The sequence below is a fragment of the Acidobacteriota bacterium genome, assembly GCA_016712445.1.
Lineage (GTDB): Bacteria > Pseudomonadota > Alphaproteobacteria > Caulobacterales > Hyphomonadaceae > Hyphomonas.
On record JADJRB010000002.1, the window covers coordinates 278420 to 291308 of the forward strand.

Genomic DNA, 12889 nt, shown 5'->3' on the forward strand with positions numbered 1-12889 from the left:
ATGAAATGGTCAGAGCTTTCCGATAACTGGTGCCCGGTCGCGCGCACGCTCTCCGTCGTGGGCGACCGCTGGACCCTGCTGATCCTGCGCGACTGTTTCCTGGGCAAGTCCAAGTTCGAGGAATTTGCCGAGTCGAGCGGCATGACGCGGCATATCCTGGCCGACCGCCTGAAGCGCCTCGTCGAGGAAGGCGTGCTCGAACGCCGGCTCTATTCCTCCGCGCCCAAGCGCTACGATTATGTGCTGACCGAGAAGGGCGAAGAACTTCGCCCGGCGCTGCGCATCATGAAGGACTGGGGCAGGAAACACATGCCCGTCCGTCGCGAGGCGAAGGCCTAGGCGCCAAGCGCGATCTGGACAGTCTCCGGATTCCGGCGCTCAATACCTGAAAAATCAGGAGGAGCGCCGCGCCATGAACATGTCCGAGTTTTCAAACTTCGATGGCCTCGGTCTTGCCGGGCTGGTTCGCACCGGCGACGTCACGCCGCTTGAATTGCTCGATGCCGCGATCGAGCGGATCGAACGCCACAATCCGGCGCTGAACGCCGTCGTTCACACGGCGTTCGACGAAGCGCGCGCAGCGGCGAAAGGGCCGCTGCCGGACGGACCCTTCAAGGGCGTTCCCTTCCTGATCAAGGATCTCGGCCAGCGCGTCAAAGGCTGGCCGCGCACCTCGGCGAGTTTCTATGCCGAAGTCGCTTCCGATGCGGACGACAGCGAACTGGTGCGCCGATACCGCGCCGCCGGGCTTGTGCTCGCCGGCAAGACCAACACACCGGAATTCGGCATTCCGGGCGTCACCCAGTCCGCCCGGCTCGGCGCCTGCCGCAACCCCTGGAACCCGGATCATGTCTCGGGCGGCTCCTCCGGCGGCGCGGCGGCAGCGGTAGCCTCCGGCATGGTGCCGATTGCCCATGCCAGCGACGGGCTCGGCTCGATCCGTATCCCGGCGGCGTGCTGCGGTCTCGTCGGCATGAAACCCACCCGCGACCGTAATCCGAATGGCGGCGAAGATTCCGACCGCGCCATCGGCCTGTCGGTCGATCATGTCGTCTCGCGAACGGTGCGCGACAGCGCGGCGATGCTGGATGCCACAGGGTATCCCGAGCCCGCCAGCCCCTATGCCTATCCGTACAAGGAGCGTCCCTACCTGGAAGAGGTGAGCCGTTCACCGGGCAAGCTGAAGATCTTCTGGTCCGGCGAAACGCCCAGCGGCCGCCCGGTCGAACCGGAAATCCAGGCTGCTTTGGAGCGCACGGCAACCTTGCTCTCCCAGCTCGGCCATGATGTGCGCGAGCAGGCCATCAAGATCGATTGGCGCCAATTCTACCGGGCACAGGCCATCGTTTCGGGATCAAATTTCGCCGCCGGCATGGCCCGCATGGTCGAAGCGATCGGCCGCGAACCCGGCGACGATATCGGCCCGCTCGCCCGGCGCGGCTATGACCGCGGCCGCGAGATCACCGGCCAGCAGGCGATGTGGGCCTGGCAACAGCTGCGCCTGATGAGCCGGCAGGTGATGGCGACCTTCGAAGACTGCGACGTTCACCTGTCGCCCGTCCTCGGCACGGCGGTGCCAAGGGTTGACTGGCTTGATCCGCTGGGCGTCGAGATCAAGGACTATGACAAGCGTTCGGCGAAGACATTCCCGTTCACGCCGCCGTACAACATCACCGGTCAGCCATCGCTGTCCCTGCCGCTCTGGCAGACCTCGGACGGCCTGCCGCTCGCCATGATGTACTCCGGCCGGTACGGCGACGAAGCGACGCTCTTCCGTCTCGCCGGACAGCTGGAGAAAGAATGTCCGTGGAAGGACAGAAGGCCGACGGTTTGGAATTGAGGGGGGTCAACTAATATTCCGCTCATCCCCGCGAAGGCGGGGATCGGGTCAGGCTCGAACCTCGCGAGACCCCCGCCTTCGCGGGGGTGAGCGGTGTACGGATGGTCAAAGAATAAACTTCGACAGGTCCGCATTGCCTGCGAGCGTGCCGACCTTTTCGTTGACGTAGTCGGCGGTGATCGTGAACGTTTCGCCGGATTTGTCCGGCGCGTCGAAGCTGATCTCGTCGAGCAGGCGCTCGAGCACCGTCTGCAGTCTCCGGGCACCGATATTCTCGACAGACTTGTTCACCGCTTCGGCGAGATCCGCGAGGCGGTCAATCGCCGCGTCCTCGAACACCAGCGTCACGTTCTCGGCGGCCATCAGTGCTTCATACTGACGGATCAGGCTCGCTTCGGGCTCCACCATGATGCGGCGCAGGTCGTCGCGGGTCAGCGGTTCCAGCTCGACGCGGATCGGCAGGCGCCCTTGCAACTCGGGCAGGAGGTCTGATGGTTTCGACACATGGAAAGCGCCCGAGGCGATGAAGAGGATGTGATCGGTCTTGATCGCGCCGCGCTTGGTCGACACCGTCGTGCCCTCGATGAGGGGCAGCAGGTCGCGCTGCACGCCTTCGCGGCTCACATCGGCGCCGCCGCGATCCTTGCGGGCGGCGATCTTGTCGATCTCGTCGAGGAAGACGATGCCGTCTTCTTCGACCGCGACGATGGCCTCGCGCACGACTTGCTCCTCGTCGACCAGCTTGTCGGCCTCTTCGGTGAGGAGGGGCTTGTACGCGTCCTTCACGGTTGTCCGTACACGTTTCGTCCGGCCCGACATCGCCTTGCCGAGCATTTCCGACAGGTTGATCATGCTCATCGAGCCTTGCTGGCCCGGCAGGTCGAACATCTGCATCGGGTTGCCGGCTGTTTCGGCGAAATCGATGTCGACTTCCTTGTCGTCGAGCTCGCCGGCGCGAAGCTTGCGGCGGAATACTTCGCGCGTCGAGCTCTGCGCCTCGGCGCCGACGAGCGCATCGAGCAGGCGCTCCTCCGCCTTGTCCTGTGCGGCTTTCGTCACGGCGCCGCGTTTCTGCTCGCGGATCATGCCGACGGCGGCTTCGACAAGGTCGCGCACGATCTGTTCGACGTCGCGGCCGACATAGCCGACCTCGGTGAACTTCGTCGCCTCGACCTTCAGGAAGGGCGCGTTGGCAAGCCGGGCCAGCCGGCGGGAAACTTCCGTCTTGCCGACGCCGGTCGGCCCGATCATCAGGATGTTCTTGGGCGTGATCTCGCCGCGCAGGTTTTCCGGCGCCTGCTTGCGGCGCCACCGGTTGCGCAGGGCGATGGCGACGGCGCGCTTGGCGGCGTTCTGACCGACGATGTGGCGGTCGAGTTCGGCGACGATTTCGCGGGGTGTCAGCTGGGTCATTCGGTCCGTCTGGATAGGTCTCGGTCTGATATGGGAGTCTCCACAAGAAGGGCCAGTCTACAGGCTGTTTTATGGAGAAGTTGTGGAGTGTTTTTTCAGGCCGGTTCGGGCGGGAAAATGCGGCCCGCTAGACCCGTCTTCGGCATGAAGCCGAGGACCCATCGGCGGGCCGAGTGCCAGCCGCCGCCCAGTAGGATGATGCCGGTGCCGAGCAGCAGCGTGGTGGCGATGAAGCTCGTCGACCCGCCGCCGCCGACCGCGTCGACGACCTGGCCCAGCGCCAGCCAGAAGCTGAGCAGGCTGGAGACGACCAGCGCCCGCCGGTTGAGCGCCAGAGAAAGGATGCCGAGTGCGCCGAGGGAGGCGAGCAGGATGATGGCTTCCGGCGTGCTGGGGGTCGCGTTCGGCGCGCCCATCACCATGCCCCGGAGGCCGAGAATGATCTGCGGCGCGGCGGCGACGTGCAGCCAGAACGCATTGTCCGACAGGCGCGTGATCCGGCCGGGGTCTTTCTGGTCGAACCATATTGCCGTTGCCAGCGTGGCAAGGCCGATCAGGATCGACATGAAGCCGCCGAACACGAGGCCCGCATCGCCGAAGAAGCCGGCAAAGGTGTAAGCCGCGCCTGCGGCGGACACGGCGATCAGGAACATGCAGAAGGGCAGGCGGAAGCGCAGCCAGGCGATGGCCGCTGCTGCGCCGCAGCCAAAGAAGGTGCCCATGCCCGTGTTTCCAAGCGTGTCCCAGGCCTGGGTGAAGCTGGTGACGGTTTCGGCGTTCGCCCCCGTGATGCCGCTGGCGATCATGCCGAAGGACAGGCCAGAATACAGGGTGAAGATCGTGATCGACGCCATCGTCGGCAACAGCATCCGCCGGCGCCGGCCGAAATACTCGGCCAGTAGCCACATGACGCCGGCGACCGGCATCAGGATCAGCGCGCCGAAACTGCCGACGCTGCCGCCTGTGACCATCGACATGAACCGGGGTCCGAAGAAGAGGCCGGTGATGGCCGTGAGGCCCATCGCGAGGATGACGATGCCAATGGTGATGAAGATGTCGTTGAAGTTGTTCAGGAAGCGAAGGTTCTCGTCGGTCGCGGCGGCGGACTTGACGACGGGGTCGGCCCGGCTGGCGAGAAAGGCTTCCAGCCGGCTCGCCTGGTCGCGGGTGAGGATGCCGGCCTCGACTGCGGCGCGGATTTCGGACCGGTCAAACATCGAGGGTTTCCAGCGTGAAGTGCGAATTCGTGTAAACGCAGATGTCGGCGGCGATCTGCATGGCCTTGCGACCGATCAGTTCGGCGTCGTCTTCGTATTCATAGAGGCCGCGCGCAGCGGCGAGCGCGAAATTGCCGCCCGAACCGATGGCGACGACCGGGTGTTCCGGCTCCAGCACGTCGCCTGAGCCGGTGATCACCAGCGTGCTCGACTTGTCGGCGACGATCAGCAGGGCTTCCAGCTTTTGCAGGTAGCGCTCGGTGCGCCAGTCCTTGGCCAGTTCCACGGCGGCGCGCTGGAGCTGGCCGGGGAACCGCTCCAGCTTCTGTTCCAGCCGCTCGAACAGCGTGAACGCATCGGCGGTTGCCCCTGCGAACCCGGCCAGGATTTCGCCGTTCGCGATTCGGCGCACCTTTCGAGCATTACCCTTCATGATGGTCGGCCCCATCGAGACCTGGCCGTCAGACATCATGATCAGCTTGCGGCCCTTGCGGACGGCGATGACGGTTGTGCCGTGCCAGGGCAGGCCGGAATTTTCTTGCGTTGTCATGCGGTTGAAAGTGGCGGCTTTGCCGCGCCCGCGCAAGGGATTGCAGCCTGATGTGGAATTGTGACGGTTCTGTCACAGAACTGTCGCACACGGCTCCTAAGGGAAGGCTGAGGTGGCCACAGGGTTCGACATGCTTCAACAGCTCGGCCAACTGCCCATGGGCTGGCTGCTGATCGCACTGATCGCGGTCTTTGGCTCGGCGGCGTTCTTTCTCGGCCGGGTCCGCGCCGAACGTCTGTTGCTGGCGTCGCCTGTACGCATGCATTCGCGTCCCAACTACCACGGCTACTACGTGGCGATGTGCAGCGTCGTGCCGGTTTTCCTGATCGCCGTCGTCTACGCCGTGTTCGCCGAAGACCTGACGCGCGGCCTGCTGTCGCGCGAGCTGCCGTCGTCGTTCGCGCGGCTGTCCTCGGCGCAGCTGCAAAGCTATCTCGACTCGGTGAGCCTCGCGGCGGGCAATGCCGCCAGTGCGGGGACGGACCGCGTCTTCCAGGCGATCACCAACCGGTATCTTGAGCTGCGCGGCATGATGAATGCCGGCGCGCTGGTGCTGCTCGGTGTGCTGGCTGCGGCCGGAATGTTCTGGGCACAGGCCCGCCTGAAACCGGCATTCCGGGCCCGGGCGCTGGTTGAGAACGGCATGGAACTCGTGTTGTTCCTGTGCGCCGGCGTTGCCATCGCGACGACCGCCGGCATCGTGCTGTCGCTTCTCTATGAAAGCCTGCAGTTCTTCCAGAAGGTTTCGGCCTGGGACTTCCTGACGGGTACGCGCTGGAATGCCCAGACCGAGGCAGAATTCGGCGCGCTGCCGCTGTTCTTCGGCACGTTCATGATCGCGCTGATCGCCATGCTGGTTGCGGCGCCGATCGGGCTGTTCTCGGCAATCTTCCTCTCCGAATACGCCTCGCCCCGCATGCGCGCCTGGATCAAGCCGATCCTTGAAATCCTCGCCGGCATCCCGACCGTCGTCTACGGCTTCTTCGCCTTGCTCGTGGTCGCCCCTGGCATCCGGGCGCTGGCCATCCTGATCAACGAAGCCGCGATCCGCTACGGCCTTGCCAGCGAGCCGATCCTTGCCGCGCAGCCGACGAGCGCGCTCGCCGCCGGCCTTGTCATGGGCATCATGGTGATCCCATTCGTGTCGTCGCTGTCTGACGACGTAATCAACGCCGTGCCGCAGACCCTGCGCGACGCGGCTTATGCGCTCGGCGCGACGAAATCTGAAACGGTGAAGCAGGTCGTGGTGCCCGCAGCCTTGCCGGGTATCATTGCCGCGCTGTTGCTCGCGGTGTCGCGCGCCATCGGTGAGACGATGATCGTCGTGATGGCGGCCGGCAAGAGTGCGCGGATCTCAATGGACCCGACCTCCGACCTGACAACGATCACGGTGCAGATCGTATCGCTGATGACCGGCGAGACGGGCTTTGACGATCCCAAGACCCTGTCGGCCTTTGCGCTCGGCCTCGTGCTGTTCATCGTCACGCTGATCTTCAACGTGATCGCCCTGCGCGTGGTGAAGAAATACCGGGAAAAGTATGACTGATACCGTCCGCACCCCGAACAAGTCTGCCGCGGCAGCCAAGCACCTGAAACGCCGCCGCGCAGCCGACGGCCGGTTCCGCTATTACGGGCTCAGCGCGATCCTCGTGGCGCTCGGCGCGCTTGCGGTTCTGGTGGTGACCATCGGCACGCAGGCGGTGTCGGCAGCGACCTATAACGTCGTCCGCTACGACATCACGCTGGATCCGGCGGTGATTGCGCCCGAGGGCGCCAACAGCGCGGCCGACATCGCGCGCAACGTCGATGGTTTCTACGGCCTCGTGCGAGACAACCTGATGGCGACCTTCCCGGAAGCTGAAGCCGATCGGAACGCGCGCCGCGAATTGTCTGACTTCGTCACGCGGCTAGCGGTTCTGCCGACCGCCCGGATGGTGGCGAAGAACCCGGAACTTGTCGGCAGCGAGATCACCTTGCGTGCGCCGCTGAACGACGACCTCGACCTGTACCTCAAGGGGCAGGGCGTGCAGGAGCGCAAGGTGAAGGCCGGCGCCATCGCCAGCGTCGCGGGCGCGGGCGAAGGCGCCTATCAGCTGTCAGGTCCGGGCGCGTTCTCATCGATCAACGCGGCGCGCGCCGTTGTTCGCGCGGGCCTGCTCGACGGGGCGGCTGACCCGGCAGTCCTGCTGACGGCAGGCGCCTCGACCGGGCGCCTCACGGCGATGACGGCGGACAGCGCGACGCTGGAGCTGCTGACCGGCCGCGCGTCGGATTTTGCAAACGTGCGCCCGGATGCCCGCATTATCGCGGCGCCGGAATCCGAGCGCACCATCACCGACCGTCAGATCGCCTGGACGCTCGCGCTGAAGGACATGGGCCGCATCAGCCGCGTGCCGCGCTTCTCGCTGCTGACGAATTCCGACAGCACCTATCCGGAGCTCGCCGGCGGCCTGTCTGCGATTGTCGGTTCGCTGCTGACAATGTTCGTGACCGCGCTGGTGGCGATGCCGATCGGCATTCTCGCGGCGGTTTACCTGGAAGAATTCGCGCCGCGTAACCGCGTGACCGAATTCATCGAGGTGAACATCAACAACCTCGCCGCGGTGCCTTCGATCGTGTTCGGCCTGCTGGGCGCGGCGCTGTACATAAATTTCCTGGGGATGCCCCGATCCGCGCCGCTCGTAGGCGGACTGGTGCTCGCGCTGATGACTTTCCCGGTCGTGATCATCGCCTCGCGCGCGGCGCTGAAGGCGGTGCCGCCTTCGGTGCGCTCCGGGGCGCTGGCGGTCGGCGCGTCTCAAATGCAGACGGTGTTCCACCATGTCGTGCCGCTCGCGGCGCCCGGCATCCTGACCGGCGCCATCCTCGGCATGGCCCGCGCGCTGGGCGAGACCGCGCCGCTGCTGCTTATCGGGATGGTGGCTTTCGTGGGCGATGTGCCGAAGAGCCCGATGGACGAGTCGACCGTGATGCCGGTGCTGATCTTCAGCTGGTCGAACAATGCTGAACGTGCCTGGGAGCCGCTGACGTCTGCAATGATCGTCGTGCTCCTGGCTTTCCTTTTGTTGATGAACGGCCTCGTGGTATTCCTGCGGCGCAAGTACGAACGGAGATGGTGATGGATACGGGCCAGGGTATGCCGGGTGTTCTCGAAGACAGCCTGACGCTTCCGATCACCGGCGAGGCGTCGGCGCCGCGGATGGATTGCCGGAACATCAAGGTGTTCTACGGCGAGGCGCAGGCGATCCACGATGTGTCGATGAGCTTCCCGGACCGGGCGGTCACGGCGCTGATCGGTCCGTCGGGTTGCGGAAAGTCGACCTTCCTGCGCTGCCTCAACCGGATGAACGACACGATCGAGAATTGCCGGGTCGAGGGCGAGATCCTGATGGACGGCGAGAACATCAACGACGCTGATGTCGACCCGGTGCTGCTGCGGTCACGCGTGGGCATGGTGTTCCAGAAGCCGAACCCGTTCCCGAAATCGATCTATGACAATATCGCCTACGGCCCGCGCATCCACGGGCTCGCAAATGGCCGCGAAGACCTCGACGCGATTGTCGAGAAGAGCCTTCGCCGGGCGGGTCTTTGGGAAGAGGTGAAGGACCGGTTGAATGCTCCGGGTACGGGGCTTTCGGGCGGCCAGCAGCAGCGCCTGTGCATTGCGCGCGCAATTGCGGTGCAGCCGGAAGTGATCCTGATGGACGAGCCGTGCTCGGCGCTTGACCCGATTGCGACGGCGCGCATCGAGGAACTGATCGACGAGTTGCGCAATCGTTACTGCATCGTGATCGTGACGCACTCCATGCAGCAGGCGGCGCGCGTGTCGCAGCGCACGGCGTTCTTCCATCTCGGAAACCTGGTGGAGCTGGGCGACACCAACCAGATCTTCACCAACCCGCGCGAGAAGCGCACAGAAGACTATATCACCGGCCGGTTCGGCTGAGCGAGGCACGCATGTCTGATCATATCGTTTCGGCCTATTCCGAAGAGCTTGAGCGCCTGTCGGGCGAGATCATGAAGATGGGCGGCATCGTCGAGACGATGATTGCCGATGCCAGCCGCGCCCTGGGGGCGAACGACCTGGAGCTCGCCAAGGAAGTGGTCGCGCGCGATCCGCTGGTGGATGCGATCGAAGCCGATGCGGAACGCCAGATCGTGTCGATCATCGCGCGGCGCCAGCCGATGGGCCACGATCTGCGCATGATCCTCTCGGCCCTGAAGATATCCAGCGAGCTGGAACGGATCGGCGACCTGTCTAAGAACATCGCCAAGCGTGCCCAGCGGCTTGACGAGAACGTCAACGTCGAGATGCGCAACGCCATCATGCGGATGGCGCAGCCGGTGTCACGCCAGTTGCGCGAAGTGCTGAACGCCTACGCCTCGGCGAGCGCGGACAAGGCGCTGGCCGTCTGGAGTTCGGACGACGACATCGACCATCACTACAATTCGGTTTTCCGCGAGATGCTGACTTACCTGATCGAGGATCCGCGCCGCATCAGCGCCGGGGCGCACATGCTCTTCATGGCGAAGAACCTCGAGCGGATCGGCGACCACTGCACCAACATCGCCGAGTTCGTCTATTACCAGGTCGTCGGGGACTACCTCTCCGAACTTCAGCGACCCAAACAAAACCAGGTCTAGGCCTTGAAGGGCCGCGCCGGAATATTGGAGCCGACCCCATGAAACCGTATGTGCTGATCGCAGAAGACGAGAAGGCCGTATCCGAGCTGTTGCTCTACAATCTCCGCAAGGAAGATTACGACGTCGGGATCGCCGGAGACGGCGAGGAAACGCTGATCATGATCGACGAGCGCACGCCGGACCTGCTGCTGCTGGACTGGATGTTGCCGAAGGTCAGCGGCATCGAGATCTGCCGGCGGGTTCGTACGGGCGGGGCGAACCCCAACCTGCCGATCATCATGCTGACGGCGCGCGGCGAGGAGAGTGACCGTATCCGCGGACTTGATACGGGGGCGGACGATTACGTCACCAAGCCGTTTTCCACGACCGAGCTGATGGCGCGCGTGCGCGCCGTGCTGCGCCGGATCAGGCCCGGCCTGAAGGAAGACCGCCTCGCGGTCGGCGATATCGAGATCGACCGTGTGGCGCACCGCGTGACGCGCAAAGGCGGCGACATCCACCTAGGCCCGACCGAGTTCCGGCTGCTGGATTATTTCATGCAGCACCCGGGGCGAGTGTTCTCGCGCGAACAGCTGCTCGACACGGTCTGGGGATCTGACGTGTATGTCGAGGCGCGCACCGTGGACGTGCATGTCGGCCGCCTGCGCAAGGCGCTGCGCCAGAATGGCGGGGATGATCCGATCCGCACGGTGCGGTCCGCGGGCTACGCGCTGCGGGAAGACTGACGGGAGCCGCGGACGGCTCCCGCCTCAAGGCTTCAGGCGAACACTTCCGCGAGGAAGGTTTTCAGGTAGGCAAAGCTGCGCCGATCCGTGTCCGCATGATATTGCGTGGCGTCGCCCGTGGCACCAACGGTCGTGAAGGCGTGCGTGGCGAGGCCGTGCGCATGCAGTTGCCAGTCAGACCCGGCGAATTCCTTCGTGATGGCGAGTACGTCTTCCGGCGTCGCCATGGGATCGTTCCAGCCGTGCTCAATCAGAACCTTCGTCTTGATCTTGGGCGCCGGGATATTCTCGGCCGGGCGAAACAGGCCGTGGAAGGACGCGACCCCGAGCACATCCATGCCCGCGCGCGCCATGTCGAGCACGCAAAGCCCGCCGAAGCAGAAGCCGATGGCAGCCGTCTTCGAGGCGCCGGAGTGGGCCTTGGCAGCCGCAATACCGCCGGCGAGGCGCTTCTGGAGCTCGGCGCGGTCGCCGACCAGCGGATACATCAGGCCTTCGCATTCGGCCTGTGTGTTGCCGCGTTTGCCCTTGCCGTAGACGTCGATCGCGAAGGCGTTGTAGCCGAATTCGCTGGCGATGATTTCAGCCTTCTGTTTCTCATTGGCGCCGCAGCCGGCCCAGTTGTGGCAGATGACCACGAGCGGTGCGTTTGGCTTGCCGGCCGGTTTCAGGAAGTAGCCTTCATAGGTCTGGCCATCGACGGTGTAGTCCACTGCGCTCATGGGAGGTTCCTCTCTCTGTGTGTCGCAGAGTGGATAGGGCGCATCTGCCTGCCATTTCAAGGCAAACCGCGATTAGTATGCGCTTTCTAGACTTTTTCCCTAAACGGGGCGGCATGAACTCATCCTCTCTCGCAAAGGAGCCCCTCATGGCGAAGAAAACCACGAAGTCCACCGCCTCCGCAGCCCGCGCCAAAGCCGCTGCCGTCGGCAAGCAAGTTGAAGCCCAGTCGACCGAAATGGCTTACAAGATCTGGCTCGCAGGCGTCGGCGCCTACGGCAAGGCCTATGACGGCGCGATTGCCAGCGCCAACGTGCTGAACAAGCAATCGGCTGACATGTTCGAAGACCTCGTGAAACGCGGTTCGGAAATCGAGCATGACGTCCGGGCGCGCCTGGCGGCTGATGAGCGCGTTGCAGGCGCGACGAAACAGGTCGCCAAGACGCTTGAATCGGTGCGCGACATGCAGGTCCAGGCCCGCGATCAGTTCGAAGCCCGCCTCGACCGCATGCGCGGCCTGCTCGGCGTCAGCGGTTTCAACACCGTGCGCGACACGATTGCCCGCAAAGTCGAGAAACTGGAAGACGACGTGGCGGCTGTCACATCGAAAGCCCGCGCCAAGGTTGGCGATGCGGACCTCAAGGCCCGTCTTGCCCGCCTGACCTCGGAAATCGAAGCGGTTGCCGGTGAGACCGGCGCCGAAGTCGCCAAGACTGCCCGCAAGGCGGCCAAGAAAACGACGAAAGCCGTGAAAGCCGCTTTCGCCGCGCCGGAAGGCGCAGACGACCTGACGCAAGCCAACGGCATCGGCCCTGCGCTGGCCAAGAAACTCAACGCAGAAGGCCTGACCCGGTTTGCCCAACTGGCAGCCCTCAAGAAGGCTGAACTCGAAGCGCTCGACACGAAAGTGGCCGGCCGTGGCCGCGTGGCGAAAGCCGAGTGGTCGAAACTGGCGAAAGCCACGGCGTAACTGAAACGGAAGGGGCGGGCCGGACCGGCTCGCCCTTATCCTTTCGTTTCGTCGAAATGCCGGATCATGCGGCCGAGCGCGGCAGGTCCTGTTTCGCCCATGTAGGGCACCATCAGGCACATTACCTGGAACACCGTCTTGTGGATGAGGGCAGGGCCGTCATGGACCTCTTTGGTCAGAGCATCGCCCGCGAGCCAGAAGGTCAGCGTCATGATGATCTGGTCGATCAGCGGTTCCTTGAGCCGTCCATCGATGGACAAGAGCTGAAGGCGCTCGAGGTCTGTCAGGATACGGTCGATCGTCTGGCGCTTGGCCGCGACAAGGCTGCGGAACCGAACTGCCAGGTCCGGGTAGCGGGCGAGCAGGCCGGCGAGGTCGCGGTAGAAGAAGCGGAAGTCGTAAATTTCCTCGAGCAGGATGTAGATATACACCCAATTGTCCTCGAGCGAGGCGAGCCCGCCCCTGGAGCCGCGCAGGATGACGCGCATTTCCTCTTCAAACCGGTCGAACAGGGCGCGGTTGATCGCGTCCTTGCCCTTGAAATGGTAGTAAAGGTTGCCCGGGCTGATCTCGAGCGCGTTGGCGACGTCTACAGACGACAGCCCGCTTTCTCCTTCCTCGTTGAAGAGAAGGAGGCTGACTTCAAGTATCCGGTCGCGCGTTTTCATGGCCAGACAGGCAGTTTGACACCAAAATCTGACTGTGGAACGAATTTTCGGAGTAATTTTACCACGATCTTTTTGCCGGATGGCAAGGGAACACGGCTAGACCGGCCACTGGCGGACCTCTGCCAGGAGAGACCGGCGGCAC

General features: G+C 64.2%; 13 protein-coding genes. 8 read left to right on the forward strand and 5 right to left on the reverse strand.

From position 1 onward, the window contains the following. Positions 1-339, forward strand: coding sequence for a helix-turn-helix transcriptional regulator (locus IPK75_14320; protein MBK8199525.1), 339 nt, complete (start codon positions 1-3; stop codon positions 337-339). A 73-nt stretch (positions 340-412) separates the two neighbouring features. After that, a complete protein-coding gene (locus IPK75_14325; protein MBK8199526.1) occupies positions 413-1840 on the forward strand; it encodes an amidase in 1428 nt (475 codons plus the stop codon). Between the two features lie 105 nt (positions 1841-1945). Here IPK75_14325 and hslU read toward each other — a convergent pair whose 3' ends face one another. The 3 genes from hslU to hslV all read right to left on the reverse strand — a co-directional run bounded on the left by hslU (position 1946) and on the right by hslV (position 5020). Beyond that, positions 1946-3253 carry an ATP-dependent protease ATPase subunit HslU gene (hslU, locus tag IPK75_14330; GenBank protein ID MBK8199527.1) on the reverse strand — a complete coding sequence of 436 codons (1308 nt, stop codon included), beginning with the start codon at positions 3251-3253 and terminating at the stop codon, positions 1946-1948. 95 nt (positions 3254-3348) lie between these two features. Beyond that, positions 3349-4470, reverse strand: coding sequence for a hypothetical protein (locus tag IPK75_14335; protein ID MBK8199528.1), 1122 nt, complete (start codon positions 4468-4470; stop codon positions 3349-3351). Continuing rightward, entirely contained in the window at positions 4463-5020 is a 558-nt protein-coding gene (hslV, locus tag IPK75_14340; GenBank protein ID MBK8199529.1) for an ATP-dependent protease subunit HslV, read from the reverse strand. Before hslV ends, IPK75_14335 begins: the two co-directional genes overlap by 8 nt. Before the next feature lie 130 nt (positions 5021-5150). On the opposite strand from hslV, the gene pstC reads away from it, so the two are divergent. The 5 genes from pstC to phoB are packed head-to-tail and all read left to right on the forward strand — an operon-like array spanning position 5151 to position 10389. Further along, positions 5151-6566: a phosphate ABC transporter permease subunit PstC gene (gene pstC / locus IPK75_14345; GenBank protein ID MBK8199530.1), complete on the forward strand. Its 1416-nt coding sequence runs from the start codon at positions 5151-5153 to the stop codon at positions 6564-6566. Further along, complete coding sequence (pstA, locus tag IPK75_14350; protein MBK8199531.1) at positions 6559-8139, forward strand: phosphate ABC transporter permease PstA; 1581 nt, start codon at positions 6559-6561, stop codon at positions 8137-8139. The genes pstC and pstA overlap by 8 nt, the downstream gene beginning before the upstream one ends. A 17-nt stretch (positions 8140-8156) precedes the next feature. Then, a complete protein-coding gene (locus IPK75_14355) occupies positions 8157-8966 on the forward strand; it encodes a phosphate ABC transporter ATP-binding protein (protein ID MBK8199532.1) in 810 nt (269 codons plus the stop codon). A gap of 11 nt (positions 8967-8977) precedes the next feature. Next, positions 8978-9664 (forward strand): phosphate signaling complex protein PhoU, encoded by a 687-nt coding sequence (gene phoU / locus IPK75_14360; GenBank protein MBK8199533.1) that lies wholly within the window; start codon positions 8978-8980, stop codon positions 9662-9664. A gap of 38 nt (positions 9665-9702) precedes the next feature. Next, positions 9703-10389, forward strand: a complete 687-nt coding sequence (gene phoB / locus IPK75_14365; protein ID MBK8199534.1) for a phosphate regulon transcriptional regulator PhoB — start codon at positions 9703-9705, stop codon at positions 10387-10389. A gap of 32 nt (positions 10390-10421) precedes the next feature. Here phoB and IPK75_14370 read toward each other — a convergent pair whose 3' ends face one another. Beyond that, complete coding sequence (locus IPK75_14370) at positions 10422-11111, reverse strand: dienelactone hydrolase family protein (protein ID MBK8199535.1); 690 nt, start codon at positions 11109-11111, stop codon at positions 10422-10424. A gap of 146 nt (positions 11112-11257) precedes the next feature. Between IPK75_14370 and IPK75_14375 the strand changes: the two genes are divergently transcribed. After that, the gene (locus IPK75_14375; protein MBK8199536.1) at positions 11258-12079 is read left to right on the forward strand and encodes a phasin family protein; all 822 of its coding nucleotides are present in this window, start codon (positions 11258-11260) and stop codon (positions 12077-12079) included. A gap of 35 nt (positions 12080-12114) precedes the next feature. On the opposite strand, the gene IPK75_14380 is transcribed toward IPK75_14375, so the two are convergent. Further along, positions 12115-12747, reverse strand: a complete 633-nt coding sequence (locus IPK75_14380; protein MBK8199537.1) for a TetR/AcrR family transcriptional regulator — start codon at positions 12745-12747, stop codon at positions 12115-12117. Between the last annotated feature and the right edge of the window lie 142 nt (positions 12748-12889).

Bases quoted from the DNA above. Each gene is read 5' to 3' on its own strand.
- IPK75_14320 (MBK8199525.1), top strand. From the start codon at position 1: ATGAAATGGTCAGAGCTTTCCGATAACTGGTGCCCGGTCGCGCGCACG.
- IPK75_14325 (MBK8199526.1), top strand. From the start codon at position 413: ATGAACATGTCCGAGTTTTCAAACTTCGATGGCCTCGGTCTTGCCGGG.
- hslU (MBK8199527.1), bottom strand. From the start codon at position 3,253: ATGACCCAGCTGACACCCCGCGAAATCGTCGCCGAACTCGACCGCCAC.
- IPK75_14335 (MBK8199528.1), bottom strand. From the start codon at position 4,470: ATGTTTGACCGGTCCGAAATCCGCGCCGCAGTCGAGGCCGGCATCCTC.
- hslV (MBK8199529.1), bottom strand. From the start codon at position 5,020: ATGACAACGCAAGAAAATTCCGGCCTGCCCTGGCACGGCACAACCGTC.
- pstC (MBK8199530.1), top strand. From the start codon at position 5,151: ATGCTTCAACAGCTCGGCCAACTGCCCATGGGCTGGCTGCTGATCGCA.
- pstA (MBK8199531.1), top strand. From the start codon at position 6,559: ATGACTGATACCGTCCGCACCCCGAACAAGTCTGCCGCGGCAGCCAAG.
- IPK75_14355 (MBK8199532.1), top strand. From the start codon at position 8,157: ATGCCGGGTGTTCTCGAAGACAGCCTGACGCTTCCGATCACCGGCGAG.
- phoU (MBK8199533.1), top strand. From the start codon at position 8,978: ATGTCTGATCATATCGTTTCGGCCTATTCCGAAGAGCTTGAGCGCCTG.
- phoB (MBK8199534.1), top strand. From the start codon at position 9,703: ATGAAACCGTATGTGCTGATCGCAGAAGACGAGAAGGCCGTATCCGAG.
- IPK75_14370 (MBK8199535.1), bottom strand. From the start codon at position 11,111: ATGAGCGCAGTGGACTACACCGTCGATGGCCAGACCTATGAAGGCTAC.
- IPK75_14375 (MBK8199536.1), top strand. From the start codon at position 11,258: ATGGCGAAGAAAACCACGAAGTCCACCGCCTCCGCAGCCCGCGCCAAA.
- IPK75_14380 (MBK8199537.1), bottom strand. From the start codon at position 12,747: ATGAAAACGCGCGACCGGATACTTGAAGTCAGCCTCCTTCTCTTCAAC.